Below are 15,190 nucleotides of genomic sequence, written 5' to 3' on the forward strand. Positions count from 1 at the left end.
GCGTTACTCGGGCGCTTGCATGCCCAGCGCGGCGGCCACGCGCGCGGCGTCGGCCTGCGCTTCGCGCAAGCTGGCAGCGACGATGGTGACGTGGCCCATCTTGCGGCCACGGCGCGCTTCGCGCTTGCCGTACAGATGCAGCTTGGCGGTGGGCACGGCCAGCGCGGCGGCCCAGTCGGGTTCGCGCTGCGCATCGCCGGTGGCCGATGGATACCAGATGTCGCCCAGGATGTTCAGCATCACGGCCGGTGCCAGCAGGTCGGTGCTGCCCAGCGGCAGGCCGGCCATGGCGCGCGCCTGCTGCTCGAACTGGCTGGTGACGCAGGCGTCCATGGTGTAGTGGCCGCTGTTGTGCGGACGCGGCGCGATCTCGTTGACGATCAGGCTGCCGTCCTGCAACACGAAGAATTCCACGCACAGGACGCCGTGATAGCCCAGGCCCTGCGCGATGGCTTGCGCGGCCTCGGTGGCGCGCGCCTGGCGTTCGGCGTGGGCAGCATCCTGCTTGACCGGCGCCGCAGTGGACACGGCCAGGATGCCGTCGCGGTGCACGTTGCGGGCCACCGGAAACACCACGCTCGCGCCATCGAAACCGCGCGCGATGACGACCGAGATTTCGTAGTCCAGCGGCATCAGCGCTTCGAGCACGCAGGCCACGCCGCCGAATTCGGCGAAGGCGGCCAGCGCGGCTTCGCGCGTGTCGATGCGGGCCTGGCCCTTGCCGTCGTAGCCCAGCCGGGCCACCTTGAGGATGCCCGGGAACAGCGCATCGGGCGCGGCGTGCAGGTCGGCTTCGCTGCGGATGGCCGCGTGCGGCGCCACCGTGATGCCTTGGCCGGCGATGAAACTCTTTTCGGAAATGCGGTCCTGCACGATCGCCACCGCATCAGCGGCCGGGCTGACGCGGCAGCGCGTGGCCAGCGCGCGCAGGCTGGCGGCCGGCACGTTCTCGAATTCGGTGGTGACGGCCTGACAGGTGCTGGCCAGGCGCTCAAGGCCGGCCTCGTCGTCGTAGGCGGCCTGGATGTGCAGGTCCGCCACCATGCCCGCGGGGCATTCGGCGGCCGGGTCCAGCACCGCGACCTTGTAGCCCAGGCTTTGCGCCGCGTGGCAGAACATGCGGCCCAGCTGGCCGCCGCCGAGCAGGCCAAGCCAGCCGCCGGGTGCGATGGAGAAAGCAGTCGATTGCGTCATTCGGATCAGGCCTCGGGCGGAACCTTCATGTCACGCGCGGCCTGCGTCTGGCGCGCGCGGAACGCCACCAGCTTCTTGTGCAGGCCCGCGTCGGTGCCCGCCAGCGTGGCGATCAGGTGCAGTGCGGCGTTGGCGGCGCCGGCCTCGCCGATGGCGAAGGTGGCGACCGGCACGCCCTTGGGCATCTGCACGATGGACAGCAGCGAGTCTTCGCCGCGCAGGTACTTGGACGGCACCGGCACGCCGAACACCGGCACTTCGGTCAGGGCCGCCATCATGCCCGGCAGGTGCGCCGCGCCGCCAGCGCCGGCGATGATGCCGCGCAGGCCGCGTTCGAACGCCGCGGCGCCGTATTCGGCCATGTCCTGCGGCATGCGGTGCGCGGAGATCACGCGGGCTTCATAGGCCACGCCGAAGTCTTCCAGCATGGTGACGGCGTGCTTCATGACCTCCCAATCGCTGGAAGAACCCATAATTACGCCCACCACGGGGGTGGCGTCTGCCGCTGCGGAAGTCTTGGCTGTCATAACCGATGTCGAGTAGTTGGATGGCCGCGGCGAAACCGCGAAACCCGGTATTTTACCCGGCGTCGGCGGCACCCTTACGACGGATCGGCGGAACCCAGCCAGAGATAGCTGGTGGGGTTGTCCGGGCAAGGCCCGAAACCGCATTGCAGCGTGGTGCTGCCCAGGTTGCCCAGCACCATGATGAAAAACAGGGCCATGACCACCACGCCCAATGCCGAGACCGGCCGCTTGAGCACGTTGTCGCCCCATTTGCGGTCGGCCGACAGCATCACCACGCAGAAGACGATCAGCGCGGCAAAGGCGATGAACCCCCAGGTATAGAAATGCAGGCCCAGCAGCGTCGTGCCGTAGCCGGGGTCGCCCGGCGCGATGTGCAGCAGCACCTGGCGGCCCGAGGCCACCATGCCGCCCAGCGAGGCCGCGATCGTCATGGCGTAGTGCATGGGCGACGGCCCCAGCCGCAGGTTCAGCAGCAGCCCGACGCCGGCCAGCATCAGGGCCACCCGCTGCAGCAGGCAGAGCGGGCACGGCAGCTCGTCGTAGGCGAACTGCCAGGCGAACGCCAGGCCCAGGATGACGGTCACGCCCAGCAGGGCCAGGCCGTTGAGCACGCGCGAGCCGCGCGCGGGATGGCGGGTGAAGATCATGTCGGGGGAGCCTAGAGCGACAGCGCCAGCGGGCTGGTCATGTGGAATTGGCACCAGGCGGCGAACACCAGCAGGGTGATCAGCCAGAACGCCACGCAGGGACGGCGCTTGCCAAGCATGCCGAACCACACCGCGACCAATCCGGTCAGGAAAGGCAACATCATTGTCATGCGCAGCTCCCGTCTCTTTGTCCGCGGCGAGTATAACGTAACAATAAGCAATAATTCTTACCGAAAAACAGGGATTTCCCTGATCGATCGGCCATCGCGGACAAAAAGAAACCCGCCCAGAAATCGGGCGGGTTGCGGGGTGACCAGGCGCGTGGGCGCGATCAGGCGATCAGGCGATCCAGCGCTTCGCGGTACTTGGCGGCGGTCTTTTCCAGCACGTCCTGGGGCAGGCGCGGGGCCGGCGGGGTCTTGTCCCAGGTCTGGGTTTCGAGCCAGTCGCGCACGAACTGCTTGTCGAAGGACGGCGGGCTGATGCCCACGCGGTAGCCGTCGGCGGGCCAGAAGCGCGAGGAATCCGGGGTCAGCACTTCGTCCATCAGGTAGAGCGTGCCATCGTCGTCCAGGCCGAATTCGAACTTGGTGTCGGCGATGATGATGCCCTTGGTGGCGGCGAACTTGGCGGCTTCGGCGTACAGCTTGAGCGTGACGTCGCGGATGCGTTCGGCCATTTCCTGGCCGACTTCCTTGACCACGTGGGCGAAGTCGACGTTTTCGTCGTGCATGCCGAATTCGGCCTTGGCCGCGGGCGTGAAGATGGGCTCGGGCAGCTGGCTGGCCTGTTGCAGGCCGGCGGGCAGCTTGATGCCGCAGATGGCGCCGGTGGCCTGGTAGTCTTTCCAGCCGGAACCGATCAGGTAGCCGCGGGCCACCGCTTCGACCAGGATGGGCTTCAAGCGCTTGACCACCACGGCGCGGCCGCGCACCTGGTCGACTTCGTCGGGCGCCACCACGTCTTCGGGCTTCACGCCGGTGGAGTGGTTCGGCAGGATGTGGGCCAGCTTCTGCAGCCAGAACTCGGTCAGCTCGGTCAGCACCTGCCCCTTGCCGGGGATGGGATCGTCGAGGATGACGTCGAACGCCGAGATGCGGTCCGAGGCGACGATCAGCAGCTTGTCGTCGCCCACGGCGTACATGTCGCGGACCTTACCGCGGCCCAGCAGCGGCAAGGACTTGATGCTGGATTGATGCAAAGCAGAAGTCACGGGAAAAATGGCCTATGGCAAAAATGAGGGCGCAAGAAAGCGCATAGGTTACTGCAAATAGGTCCGTCTTGCCGGGTCGCGGACCCCGGGTTAGTCTGGCTGCATTCCAAATGATGCGCCGGCCGCGAACTCGCGTCACGGCGCCCCCTTTTCACCTGGAGGAGACAAAGTCGTATGCAGGAAGCATCCTTAAAACGCGCGTCCCACGCCGACGCGCAGGTTCACCTGACCGGCGGCTGCCAGTGCGGCGCCGTGCGGTTCGCGGTGACGGACGAGCCCATCATGGCCGCCACCTGTCATTGCCGCGATTGCCAGTATTCCAGCGGCGGCGCGCCGGCCCACGCGCTGATCTTCCCGGCCGGCTCCGTCACCCTGCTGCGCGGCCAGCCGCGCGAACACCGCTACAAGAGCGATTCCGGCCACATCGTGATGCGCAGCTTCTGTCCGGACTGCGGCACGCCGCTGTTCGGCGGCTCGGACAGCACCACGTATGAAGTGGTGCGGGCCGGTTCGCTGGACGACCCCGAGGCCTTCCACACCCGCGTCAGCCTGTGGACCGATTCGGCCCCGTCCTGGCACCACGTGGACAAGTCGGTGCCGCACTTTCCCAAGAACGCGCCGTCGGCCTAGCGCGACGCGCAAGAAAAAGGCGGGCCCACCGGGGCCCGCCTTTTTTTCGCCTGGTTCCGGCCGGTGGCCGCCCCGAAAGGCGCCCCACCCGGCCGGCCCAGCGGCTTACTGCACCACTTGGGACAGCTTGCCCGAAGCGTACTGGGCGGCGATGTCGGTCAGCGGCAAGGCCTTGATCTTGCTGGCGTTGCCGGCGGTGCCGAATTCGGTGTAGCGAGCCACACAGATCGCCTTGGCGGCGGCGCGGGCCGGCTTCAGGTATTCGCGCGGGTCGAACTTTTCGGGGTTCTCGGCAAAGAAGCGGCGGATCGCGCCCGTCATGGCCAGACGGATATCGGTGTCGATATTGATCTTGCGCACGCCGTACTTGATGGCTTCCTGGATTTCCTCGACGGGCACGCCGTAGGTTTCCTTCATGTTGCCGCCGAATTCACGGATCTCGGCCAGCAGTTCCTGCGGCACGCTGGAGCTGCCGTGCATCACCAGGTGGGTGTTGGGCAGGCGGGCGTGGATTTCCTTGATGCGGGCGATCGACAGGATGTCGCCGGTGGGCTTGCGCGTGAACTTGTAGGCGCCGTGGCTGGTGCCGATGGCGATCGCCAGGGCGTCCAGCTGGGTGCGGCGCACGAAGTCGGCGGCTTGTTCCGGGTCGGTCAGCAGCTGGTCCATGGTCAGCTTGCCGTCGGCGCCGTGGCCGTCTTCCTTGTCGCCTTCCATGGTTTCCAGCGAGCCCAGGCAGCCCAGTTCGCCTTCGACCGTGACGCCCAGCTTGTGGGCGATGTCCACGACCTTCTTGGTGACGTCGACGTTGTAGTCGTAGTCGGCGATGGTCTTGCCGTCTTCTTTCAGGGAACCGTCCATCATGACGCTGGAGAAGCCCAGGTCGATGGCGCCTTGGCAGACCTTGGGCGACTGGCCGTGATCCTGGTGCATGACCACGGGAATGTGCGGGTAGGACTCAACGGCGGCCTGGATCAGGTGCTTCAGGAAGCCTTCGCCGGCATATTTGCGGGCGCCGGCCGAAGCCTGCATGATCACCGGGCTGTCGGTCTCCGCCGCGGCTTCCATGATGGCCTGGACCTGTTCCAGGTTATTGACGTTGAAAGCCGGAATGCCGTAGCCGTGCTCGGCGGCGTGGTCGAGCAACTGGCGCATGGAGACTAGGGCCATGAGTGGTCCTCCTTAGGTACTGTGGATTGAAAGATGGTTGAAATCGAGCCGAATGGCGAGATTTTACGGGGGAATCGAAGAAAGGTCTTGAAACGGCCGGTATCCCTATCCACCAGGACTAAACCGGCCGTCTGACGGGGCGGCTTGCCCGCCCGTTCTAGGGACGGCCCGCGTGCGGCACGTCCACCTGCGTCATCAGGATCCGCCCTTCGGGCTTGGCCCGCCGGTTGGCCTCGATGAAGTCGGGCGCGGCCGCCATGAACAGCGTCTTGCCGTCCGGGCCGCCCAGCGCCGCGGCGAAGATGCCGAATTCGCCGGTATCGATCTGTTCCAGGATCTTGCCGCCGCGCGCCACCCGCACGATGCGCTTGCCGATGGCGTCGGCCACCCAGAGGGCGCCCTCGGCATCCAGCGCGCCGCCGTCGGGCCCGATGGCCGAGGCCGCGATCAGCACCGACAGGTCGTTGGAATCGGGCAAGGCGCCGAAATGGGCCCAGTCGCGCCGCGGCCCCAGGGCACCATGGGCCAGGATGTCGAATTCCGAGATGCGGTTGCCGAAGGTTTCGTTGACGATCAGCGTCTTGCCGTCGGGCGTGATGAATGAGCCGTTGGGAAACCACAGCCCGTCGGCCACCACCTGGGCGACGCCGTCCGTGTCCACCCGCACCAGCGTGGTGGTGGCGAAAGGCTCGCCGGCCATCAGGTCAAAGCCGAAGTTGCCCACGTAGGCCCGGCCCTGATCATCCACCACCAGATCGTTGATGGGCCCGCCGGTCAGGGCAGACAGGTCGGCATGCTGCGACAGCGTGCCGTCCGTCTCGCGGCGCAGGAGCTTGCGGTCTTTCATGGATGAGATCAGCAGGCGCCCGTCGGGCAGCCAGCCCAGGCCGGAGGGCTGCTGCAACACCCGACAGATCACCTCGACGCGCCCTTGCAGGTCCACGGCGATCACCTGGCCGGTGTAGAAGTCCGACGCCCACAGGCGCCCGTCGTGCCAGCGCAGGCCTTCCAGGTAGGTGTACCCGGACGCCAGGACGGACAATTCGCGTTTCGGCATAGCTCTGTCTCCTATATAGGTATCGGACCTGGGCGGCCCTTTTTTTCTCGGCGGCCCGCCGGCTGGCGGCGGACCCCGGATGTTGCCATTCTGGCATGTCCGGCGGCCCGGGTTCGATTGTGCCGATCCGTCCCCAACCTGACAACTAACTGTCAGGTTCGCGGCGTTAACATCGCGCCCCAAGGGTTAACCCGTGCCGCTCCGGGCGCCCTCCGGCATATCCGTCATTGGACCGATTCGCCCCGCCCCGTGCCGGCGGGTAAGGCCCCCGGCCGACCGATAGAGTCCCTGTTTTCCGTTTTTAGAAGATGAATACTAAGAAGCTGACGCGTTACATCGGCATCGCCATGGTGCTGGGCGTCGTGGTGGGCTATTTCTGCAACAAGTACGCGCAGAACGCGCAAGAGGCCAAGGAAATCGCCTCGTACTTCAGCCTGATCACGGACATCTTCCTGCGCATGATCAAGATGATCATTGCGCCCCTGGTGTTTGCCACGCTGGTGTCGGGCCTGGCCAGCATGAGCGACGCCAGCGCCGTGGGCCGCATCGGCCTGCGCGCCATGTTCTGGTTCATCGCCGCCTCGGCCATCTCGCTGCTGCTGGGCCTGGCGCTGGTCAACATCTTCCAGCCCGGCGCGCACCTGAACCTGGCGCTGCCGGACGCGGCTGCCACCGCCGGCCTGAAAACGGGCGACTTCACGCTCAAGGCCTTCATCGCCCACGTGTTCCCCAAGAGCATCGCCGAAGCCATGGCGAACAACGAGATCCTGCAGATCCTGGTGTTCTCGCTGTTCTTCGGCGCGGCGCTGTCGTTCATTCGCGGCAAGGGCCACAACACCATCTACAACATGATCGACGAGCTGGCCAAGATCATGTTCCGCGTGACCGACTACGTCATGCGCTTCGCGCCCCTGGGCGTGTTCGCCGCCATGGCCGCCGCCATCACCACCGAGGGCCTGGGCGTGCTGGTCAGCTACGGCAAGCTGATCGGCGAGTTCTACCTGGGCCTGGCGCTGCTGTGGGCCATCCTGTTTGCCGTGGGCTACCTGTTCCTGGGCAAGTCCACCTTCCGCCTGGGCGGGCTGATCAAGGAACCGACCCTGCTCGCCTTTTCCACCGCCAGCAGCGAATCGGCCTACCCCAAGACGATCGAGGCGCTGGAGCGTTTCGGCGTGTCCAAGCGCATTTCGGGCTTCGTGCTGCCGCTGGGCTATTCGTTCAACCTGGACGGCTCGATGATGTACCAGTCGTTCGCCGTGCTGTTCATCGCCCAGGCCTACAACATCGACATGAGCTTCTCGCAGCAGCTGACCCTGCTGCTGGTGCTGATGGTGACCAGCAAGGGCATGGCTGGCGTGGCGCGCGCCTCGCTGGTGGTGGTGGCGGCCACGCTGCCGATGTTCCACCTGCCCGAAGCCGGCCTGCTGCTGATCATGGGCATCGACCAGTTCTTCGACATGGGCCGCACGGCCACCAACGTGGTCGGCAACAGCCTGGCCACCGCCGTGATCGCCAAGATGGAAGGCAACGAGGAAGACCTGGCGCCCAAGGCCGACGTCGGCCAGCCGCTGACGGACGCTTCCCAGCCGGGCCAGACCGCCACGCGCGATGCCTGACGCCGACGCGTTTCACTGACGCATCGCTGAAAGACAAGGAAGGCCCCGCAACCTGTTGCGGGGCCTTTTTTTTGCCGCCGATTGCGTCTTGACCGGGGCGCGCGACCGGCGCAACATAAAAGCCCCCTGGCCCCTTACGGGCGCCGCGCCTGGCTGCCGCGCCCATTGCATACGCCATGAAATTCCCACGCTTGCGCACCGTGCTGGCCGCGGCGGCGCTGATGGCCGCGCTGCCCAGCGCACATGCCTGGACCCGCATCTCGTGCGATCTGTCCGGCACCGTCGTCAACCTGCCCGTCACCATGCGCCAATACCGCACCGATGGCACCGAGCTATCGAAAGTGCTGTTCCAGTTGAAGGTCAAGGCGGCGGACATTCCCGAAGGCGCGCGTGCCGATACCGACTGCACGGAATTCGTCGGCCGGCAGGTCGATGTGGCGCTGGACAATGTCGATGCGTCGGCGGTACGCCGAGGCAAGCCCGTCAAGCTGCTCTACCGCTATGACGAATCGCTGGGCGAGGCCCGCGCGACCCGCTACGAGCTCATGCCCTGAAGGCCCTGACCGGGCACCCAGGCGCCGCCGATGCAAAAACGCCCCGCTGGGCGGGGCGTTTCTGGCGCGGGATCAGTCGTTGACCGAACACGAGACGGGCGAACCGTCTTCGAATTCCACGTCGTAGGTGTGAACCGGGTCCCAGGGCAGCGTGAACCAGAGTTCATAGCCGTCGCCATCTTCGTCGAACAGCCACAGCGCGCGCAGCACGGCCTTTTCGGCCATGGCTTCGGCGGTTTCTTCGGCCAGCAGCTGGTCGTCTTCGATGCCCAGCTTCTTGTAGTGTTCGTACGAATAGTTGTCGAGCAGGAACTCGGCAGCGGCCAGGACGTGGTCATCGAGGTTGTCGATGATGGCCTTGACCACTTTCGAGGCGCCGCTGTCGGGTTCTTCGCCGTCGGTCTGGATCATCACGTGGATGGGCGGGCGGCTGCCGCCCACGGGCACGTTTTCCGCGGCCCAGAGATCGGGTTCTTCGGGGTCTTGGGTGAAATTGAATCGTGCCATCGCGCGCTCCGGAAAAAGGGAAGACGGGCCCCGCAAGCCGGGGCCGCCTCGTCATCCGCCCATTTAACCAGATGCGCGCGACGCCCGCTTGCCCGGCCGCGATGTTTTTGCGCGCAAGACCTGCGTTGGCGCAAAACGCCTGGATCCGGACAGGGCTATCAGACGCGTTCCAGCGCAAAGTGCGGCAACTCGGGCAATTCCACCCGGATCGCGTCGCCCGCCCTGACCCGGCCACCCTGCAACACAACCGCCATGATGCCGGCCTTGCGCACCAGGTTGCCGGCCGCGTCGCGCCCCAGTACCGCCGCGGTCAAGCCCTTCTGGTAGTGATCCAGCTGCGAACACGGATTGCGCAGCCCGGTGATCCGCAGCACCGCCTGCGGCCCGATGTGCAGGCAGGCATCGCGCGGCAAGCCCAGCAGATCCAGCCCGCGGGTGGTGATGTTCTCGCCCAGCGTGCCTTCGGCCACGTTGAAACCGGCAGCCTGCAATTCGTCGTGCAGTTCGCCGTGGATCAGGTGCACTTGGCGCAGATTGGGCTGCGTCGGATCGGCCTTGACGCGCGAGCGGTGCTTCACGGTGACGCCCGCGTGGGCGTCGCCCTGCACGCCCAGCCCCTGCAGCAGCACGATGTCGGGCTGCACCACCTTGGAAAAACCGTGGCCCGCACTGGCGGCCACGGCGGTCACGATCGGGCGCATCGCGCGTCTCCTTGCCAGATCACGCCGCCACCAGGCCGCGCGGTTCGGCGGCAGGGGCCTGCGTGCGGCCGGCGGGGTAATGGGCCGAAAACACCAGCCGGCCCGCGCTCCAGGCATGGCTGATGAGCGGCAGCGCGCCCACCTGCGCCACCGCCACCAGGTCGGCGCGCAGCCCCACCGCGATGCGGCCGCGGTCGGACAGCCCGCAGGCGTCGGCCGGATTGGCCGTCACCAGCGCCATGGCCTGCGGCAGCGTCAGGTCGGTCTGGGCGGCCACCGCGAACGCCGCGGCGATCAGCGTGGACGGCTGGTAGTCCGAGCACAGGCAACTGGCCACGCCCGCGCGGATGGCATCGATGGCCCGCATCGAACCGCTCTGGCTCTTGCCGCGCAGCACGTTGGGCGCACCCAGGATGGTGGGCAGGCCGCAAGACACCGCGGCGCGCGCCGTGTCCAGCGTGATCGGGAATTCGCTCATCGCCACGCCCAGGTTGCGCATGGTGGCGATGCGATGGATCGAATCGTCGTCGTGGCTGGCCGTGGGAATGCCCAGGCCGTGCGCATGCGCCAACAGCGTTTCCACCCGCTGCACCGCACCGTCCTTGGAACGGGTCTTGGCGCGGGCGGCCTCTTCGGCCTGCTCGCGGCTCATGGCGTGGTTGCCGATCATGTATTGCAGGTACGACTCCAGCGTCTTGAACTGGCCCTGCCCCGGCGAATGGTCCATCACCGAGAGCAGGTCCACCGCGCCCTCGTCCATCAGCGCCTGCAACACCGGCAGCGATGTGGCGTCGGTGACTTCGTAGCGGCAATGCACGCGGTTGTCGACCAGGCTGTGCGAGCGGAACGCACGCACGCTGCGCACCACCTGGGCCGCGGTTTCGTTGTTGCGCACGCCCGACTCGCTGTTGGCGAACGACAGCGCATGGTAGGGCGTGGTGATGCCCGCCGCGGCGTTGCGGCGGTCCACCTGGGCCACCGCGAAATCCAGCGGAAACAACACTTTCGAGCGCGGCTCGGCTTCTTTCTCGATGGCATCGCAGTGCAGGTCGATCAGGCCCGCCACCAGCGTCTGGCCGCGCAGGTCGATTTCCTGGTCGGCGCGGGCGCCGTCGGGGGCGATGGCCACGATCACGCCATCGTCGATCAGGACGGCGCTGTCTTCCAGCACGCGGTCCGGCAGCACGACGCGGGCGTGGGTCAGGTAGATGCTTTGCATGGGGTCACTCCAATTCGACGGCAGCCTGCGCGGGGCGCAAGGCCAGGACCTGGGTCGCCACGGCGTCGCGCACTTCGGCGTCGTGGAAGATGCCCAGCAGGCAGCGTCCGGCGGCGCGCGCTTCGCGGATCAGTTCGACCACCACGGCGCGGTTGTCGGCGTCCAGCGAGGCGGTCGGTTCGTCCAGCAGCAGGATGGGGTGCTGCGCAATGAAGCCGCGGGCGATGTTGACCCGCTGCTGCTCGCCGCCCGAAAACGTGGCCGGCGCCAGGCCCCACAGGCGGGCCGGCACGTTCAGGCGCCGCAGCATGGCGCCGGCGCGGGCACGGGCTTCTTCGGCATCGGTGCCGGCCATGCGCAGCGGCTCGGCCACCACGTCCAGCGCCGACACGCGCGGAATCACCCGCAGGAACTGGCTGACGTAGCCGATGACATCGCGCCGCAGCGCCAGGATGCGCTGTTCGGGCGCGCCGACCAGCTCCACCCAATCGTTGCCGGCGCGCACGCGGATGCTGCCTTCGGTGGCCAGGTAGTTGCCATACAGGCAGCGCAGCAGCGTGCTCTTGCCGGTGCCCGACGGGCCGGCCAGCACCAGGCAGTCGCCCGCGGCGGCGTCGAAGTCCACCGCGTCCAGCACCGGCAGGCGAATGCCGCCCTGGTTGTGCAGGGTGAACATCTTTCCGAGGCCCCGCACCTCGATCATGGGAGTCGCTACAGTCATGGTCAGCTCTGCAAAATGGAAGACACCAGCAACTGGGTGTAGGGATGCTGCGGGTCGTCGAGAATCTGGTCGGTCAGGCCGCTTTCCACGACTTCGCCGCCGCGCATGACCAGCGTGCGGTGCGCCAACAGGCGCGCCACCGCCAGGTCGTGGGTCACCACGATCGCGGCCAGGCCCAGGTCGGTCACCAGCTGGCGCAGCAGGTCAAGCAGGCGCGCCTGCACCGAGACGTCCAGCGAGGCGGTCGGCTCGTCCATGAAGACCAGGCGCGGATGAGTCACCAGGTTGCGGGCGATCTGCAGGCGCTGCTGCATGCCGCCCGAAAACGCGGCCGGCGCGTCGTCCAGGCGGCCGGCGTCGATTTCCATTTTCTCGAGCCAGCTGCCCGCGGCCTGGCGCAGGTCGCCGTAGTGGCGGTCGCCCACGGCCATCAGGCGTTCGGCGATGTTGGCGCCCGCGCTGACCTGCATGCGCAGGCCATCACGCGCGTTCTGGCGCACGAAGCCCCAGTCGGTGCGCGACAGCAGGCGCAGGCGCGCGCCTTGCAGCCCGGCCAGGTCGGTGAAGCCCTGGTCGCGGGTGTCGTACCAGACGCTGCCCGAGTCCGGCGGGGTCTGGTACGACACGGCCGACAGCAAGGTGCTCTTGCCCGAACCGGATTCGCCCACCACGCACAGCACTTCGCCCGGGAACAGGTCGAAGCTGACGTTGCGGCAGCCGTGCACGCCGTCCCAGGTGCGCGTCATGTCGCGCACGGAAAGCAAAGGTTGGGCGTTCATGCGGTGGCCTCTTTCGGGTGTTGCTGCGCCTGGCGGTCGTTGCAGTATTCGGTATCGGAGCAGACGAAGCGGCGCGTGCCGGCATCGTCCAGGATGATCTCGTCCAGGAAGCTGTCGCGCGAGCCGCACACGTCGCAGCATTCCGACCACTTCTCGACGGTGAAGGGATGGTCTTCGAAGTCCAGGCTCTTGACCCGCGTGTAGGGCGGCACGGCATAGACGCGCTTTTCGCGGCCCGCGCCGAACAGCATCAGCGCCGGGCTGTTGTCCAGCTTGGGGTTGTCGAACTTGGGGATCGGCGACGGCCGCATCATGTAGCGGTCGTTGACGATGACCGGGTAGTCATAGGTGGTGGCGATGTGGCCATGCTGCGCGATGTCTTCGTACAGCTTGACGTGCATGCCGCCGTATTCGGCCAGCGCGTGCATCGTGCGGGTTTCGGTTTCGCTCGGCTCCAGCCAGCGCAGCGGTTCGGGAATCGGCACCTGGAACACCATGATCTGCCCGGCCGCCAGCGGCGTTTCAGGAATGCGGTGGCGGGTCTGCACGATGCTGGCGGCGCGGGTGGATTCGGTGGTGGCCACGCCGGTCACCCGGCCGAAGAAACGGCGGATGTTGATGGCGTTGGTGGTGTCGTCCGAACCCTGGTCGATGACCTTGAGCACGTCGCCCTGGCCGATGATGGCCGCGGTGACCTGGATGCCGCCCGTGCCCCAGCCGTAAGGCAGCGGCATCTCGCGGCTGCCGAACGGCACCTGGTAGCCCGGAATGGCCACGGCCTTGAGCAGCGCGCGGCGCAGCATGCGCTTGGTGGATTCGTCCAGGTAGGCGAAGTTGTAGTGGTCGTCGCGCGCGACGGTGGAGGCGGAAGTGGGGGTGGCATTCATGGGGCAACGGCCTCGTCCAGCTGGCGGGTGGTGTCGGGGGCAAGCGCGGGATCGGATGCAGGGTCAGATGCCGAGCCCGGCGCGGCGCGCTCGGCGCGCATGCGCCGCAGCAGCTCCAGGTTGGCCTGGAAGTCGACGTAGTGCGGCAGCTTCAAGTGCTGCACGAAACCGGAGGCCTCGACGTTGTCGCTGTGATACAGCACGAACTCGTGGTCGTTGGCCGGGGAATCGGCGCGTTCGCCCAGGTCCTTGGCCTTCAGGGCGCGGTCCACCAGCGCCATCGACATGGTCTTGCGCTCGCCGTAGCCGAAGGTCAGGCCGTAGCCGCGGGTGAACTTGGGGCCTTCTTCGCCGTTGCCGGAAAACTGGCTGACCATCTGGCATTCGGTGATCTCGATTTCGCCCACGGTGACGGCGAACCCCAGTTCCTCGATGTGCATCTCGACTTCCAGGAAGCCGTAGCGGATTTCGGCGGCGAAGGGGTGGGTATTGCCATAGCCGCGCTGCGTGGAATAGCCCATCGACAGCAGGAAGCCTTCGTCGGCGCGCGCCAGGTTCTGCAGGCGCGCGGCGCGCGAGGCCGGGAAGTCCAGCGGCTGGCGGGTCAGGTCGAAGGGTTCCGGATCGCCGTCGGGAATGGCTTCGGCATCGATCAGGTCATCGTGCGCCAGCAGGTCGGTCACGCGCGGCATGGCGCTGTCCAGCGGCTCGTCGCCCGCCGGCAAGGCGTCTGCCTGGCGCTCGGCTTCCAACGAAAAATCCAGCAGGCGCTGGGTGTAGTCGTAGGTCGGGCCCAGGATCTGGCCGCCGGGCACGTCCTTGAAGGTGGAAGAAATACGGCGTTGCAGGCGCATGCGGCCCGTGTCGATCGGCTGCGTATAGCCATAGCGCGACAGGGTCGTGCGGTAGGCGCGCAACAGGAACACGGCTTCGATCACATCGCCCGCGGCCTGCTTGAGCGCCAGCGCCGCCAGTTGCGGATCGTAGAGCGAGCCCTCGGCCATCACGCGCGACACCGCCAGCGGCATCTGTTCGCGGATCTGGTCCAGGCTGAGCTCGGGCACGGCGCGGTCGCCGCGCCGGTAGTCGTCCAGCATGCGATAGGAATTGAGGATGGCGCGTTCGCCCCCTTTGACGGCCACGTACATGTCAGTTCTCCACGCGCGTGCTGCGGGGCAGCGCGCACAGTTGCCGCCCGTGCGTCAGGAAGACGTCGACGCCCAGCGGAAAACGTTGATGGTTCAGGCGCCATTCGCGCCAGAAACCGTCGGGCAACCCGGCGGCGCGCAGCGCCTGGCGGGTCTGGATGCCGGGGCCGCTCAGCGTGACCTCGGCACCCGCTTCCAGCGATTCGACTTCGATCAGCAGCGTGGTCGACAGGTCGGGGTACGCCGGGTCGCCGGGATGGCAGGCCGACAGGGCCGGCGCCGCAAACCCCGCCGGCACGCACGCAAAGCGCGCCAGCGAGGGCGACGGCACGATCGGGCAGGCGCAATGAAAGCGCAGGAAATCCAGCACGCCGCTATCGATGCCGTCGGGCAGCCACAGCGGCGTGTCGACGTCGACCAGCGTCAGGAGCAGCGCGGCCAAGGCGGGCGACAACCCGCTGGGCACACCGCTGGTGGCAGTCGTTTCGACGACGCGGCCGGGATGCGCCATGGCGTCCAGCGCCGTGCGGAAGGTGGCCTGCGCGTCGTTCACCGGGTCCGCGAAGCCCGGCAGCAGTTTGCGGCTGGCGGCCGCCGCGCTCGTGATGTGTTGCTGCATG

At 67.2% G+C, this 15,190-nt stretch carries 18 protein-coding genes; 3 read left to right on the top strand and 15 right to left on the bottom strand.

Translation table 11 applies throughout. From position 1 onward, the window contains the following. Positions 1-3: 3 nt before the first annotated feature. The 5 genes from HV798_RS16905 to HV798_RS16925 all read right to left on the bottom strand — a co-directional run bounded on the left by HV798_RS16905 (position 4) and on the right by HV798_RS16925 (position 3,581). Positions 4-1,194: a 5-(carboxyamino)imidazole ribonucleotide synthase gene (locus HV798_RS16905; protein ID WP_025137397.1), complete on the bottom strand. Its 1,191-nt coding sequence runs from the start codon at positions 1,192-1,194 to the stop codon at positions 4-6. A 5-nt stretch (positions 1,195-1,199) separates the two neighbouring features. Then, positions 1,200-1,721, bottom strand: a complete 522-nt coding sequence (gene purE, locus HV798_RS16910; protein WP_025137396.1) for a 5-(carboxyamino)imidazole ribonucleotide mutase — start codon at positions 1,719-1,721, stop codon at positions 1,200-1,202. Between the two features lie 74 nt (positions 1,722-1,795). Further along, complete coding sequence (locus tag HV798_RS16915; RefSeq protein ID WP_025137395.1) at positions 1,796-2,368, bottom strand: disulfide bond formation protein B; 573 nt, start codon at positions 2,366-2,368, stop codon at positions 1,796-1,798. A gap of 11 nt (positions 2,369-2,379) precedes the next feature. Further along, positions 2,380-2,538: a DUF5993 family protein gene (locus tag HV798_RS16920; protein ID WP_025137394.1), complete on the bottom strand. Its 159-nt coding sequence runs from the start codon at positions 2,536-2,538 to the stop codon at positions 2,380-2,382. A gap of 161 nt (positions 2,539-2,699) precedes the next feature. After that, entirely contained in the window at positions 2,700-3,581 is an 882-nt protein-coding gene (locus tag HV798_RS16925) for a phosphoribosylaminoimidazolesuccinocarboxamide synthase (RefSeq protein WP_025137393.1), read from the bottom strand. A 174-nt stretch (positions 3,582-3,755) separates the two neighbouring features. Between HV798_RS16925 and HV798_RS16930 the strand changes: the two genes are divergently transcribed. Further along, positions 3,756-4,211, top strand: a complete 456-nt coding sequence (locus HV798_RS16930; RefSeq protein ID WP_175195435.1) for a GFA family protein — start codon at positions 3,756-3,758, stop codon at positions 4,209-4,211. A 105-nt stretch (positions 4,212-4,316) separates the two neighbouring features. Here the strand turns inward: HV798_RS16930 and fba are convergent, their stop codons facing one another. Next, entirely contained in the window at positions 4,317-5,381 is a 1,065-nt protein-coding gene (gene fba / locus HV798_RS16935) for a class II fructose-bisphosphate aldolase (RefSeq protein ID WP_025137391.1), read from the bottom strand. A gap of 157 nt (positions 5,382-5,538) precedes the next feature. Beyond that, a complete protein-coding gene (locus tag HV798_RS16940; RefSeq protein ID WP_175195433.1) occupies positions 5,539-6,438 on the bottom strand; it encodes an SMP-30/gluconolactonase/LRE family protein in 900 nt (299 codons plus the stop codon). A gap of 308 nt (positions 6,439-6,746) precedes the next feature. Here HV798_RS16940 and HV798_RS16945 point away from each other — a divergent pair, with 308 nt between their 5' ends. Both HV798_RS16945 and HV798_RS16950 read left to right on the top strand, forming a co-directional pair. Beyond that, positions 6,747-8,054, top strand: a complete 1,308-nt coding sequence (locus HV798_RS16945; RefSeq protein WP_175195430.1) for a dicarboxylate/amino acid:cation symporter — start codon at positions 6,747-6,749, stop codon at positions 8,052-8,054. A gap of 176 nt (positions 8,055-8,230) precedes the next feature. Further along, positions 8,231-8,608 carry a hypothetical protein gene (locus tag HV798_RS16950; protein WP_175195428.1) on the top strand — a complete coding sequence of 126 codons (378 nt, stop codon included), beginning with the start codon at positions 8,231-8,233 and terminating at the stop codon, positions 8,606-8,608. A gap of 72 nt (positions 8,609-8,680) precedes the next feature. On the opposite strand, the gene HV798_RS16955 is transcribed toward HV798_RS16950, so the two are convergent. From HV798_RS16955 to phnH, 8 genes are all read right to left on the bottom strand, one after another. Next, positions 8,681-9,115 (bottom strand): hypothetical protein, encoded by a 435-nt coding sequence (locus HV798_RS16955; RefSeq protein WP_175195426.1) that lies wholly within the window; start codon positions 9,113-9,115, stop codon positions 8,681-8,683. A 158-nt stretch (positions 9,116-9,273) separates the two neighbouring features. Continuing rightward, complete coding sequence (locus tag HV798_RS16960) at positions 9,274-9,816, bottom strand: MOSC domain-containing protein (RefSeq protein WP_175195424.1); 543 nt, start codon at positions 9,814-9,816, stop codon at positions 9,274-9,276. A gap of 19 nt (positions 9,817-9,835) precedes the next feature. After that, the gene (locus HV798_RS16965; RefSeq protein WP_175195422.1) at positions 9,836-11,035 is read right to left on the bottom strand and encodes an alpha-D-ribose 1-methylphosphonate 5-triphosphate diphosphatase; all 1,200 of its coding nucleotides are present in this window, start codon (positions 11,033-11,035) and stop codon (positions 9,836-9,838) included. Positions 11,036-11,039: 4 nt separating this feature from the next. After that, entirely contained in the window at positions 11,040-11,756 is a 717-nt protein-coding gene (gene phnL, locus HV798_RS16970) for a phosphonate C-P lyase system protein PhnL (RefSeq protein WP_025137385.1), read from the bottom strand. Between the two features lie 2 nt (positions 11,757-11,758). Further along, positions 11,759-12,535 (bottom strand): phosphonate C-P lyase system protein PhnK, encoded by a 777-nt coding sequence (phnK, locus tag HV798_RS16975; protein WP_025137384.1) that lies wholly within the window; start codon positions 12,533-12,535, stop codon positions 11,759-11,761. Then, on the bottom strand, positions 12,532-13,422 hold the full coding sequence (locus tag HV798_RS16980) for an alpha-D-ribose 1-methylphosphonate 5-phosphate C-P-lyase PhnJ (protein ID WP_175195420.1): 891 nt from the start codon (positions 13,420-13,422) through the stop codon (positions 12,532-12,534). Before HV798_RS16980 ends, phnK begins: the two co-directional genes overlap by 4 nt. Further along, entirely contained in the window at positions 13,419-14,570 is a 1,152-nt protein-coding gene (locus HV798_RS16985; RefSeq protein ID WP_175195418.1) for a carbon-phosphorus lyase complex subunit, read from the bottom strand. Before HV798_RS16985 ends, HV798_RS16980 begins: the two co-directional genes overlap by 4 nt. A gap of 1 nt (position 14,571) precedes the next feature. Continuing rightward, positions 14,572-15,189 (bottom strand): phosphonate C-P lyase system protein PhnH, encoded by a 618-nt coding sequence (gene phnH / locus HV798_RS16990; protein WP_175195416.1) that lies wholly within the window; start codon positions 15,187-15,189, stop codon positions 14,572-14,574. Position 15,190 lies beyond the last annotated feature (1 nt).

Source organism: Achromobacter deleyi, from assembly GCF_902859705.1.
In the GTDB taxonomy this organism is placed as follows: domain Bacteria; phylum Pseudomonadota; class Gammaproteobacteria; order Burkholderiales; family Burkholderiaceae_B; genus Achromobacter; species Achromobacter deleyi.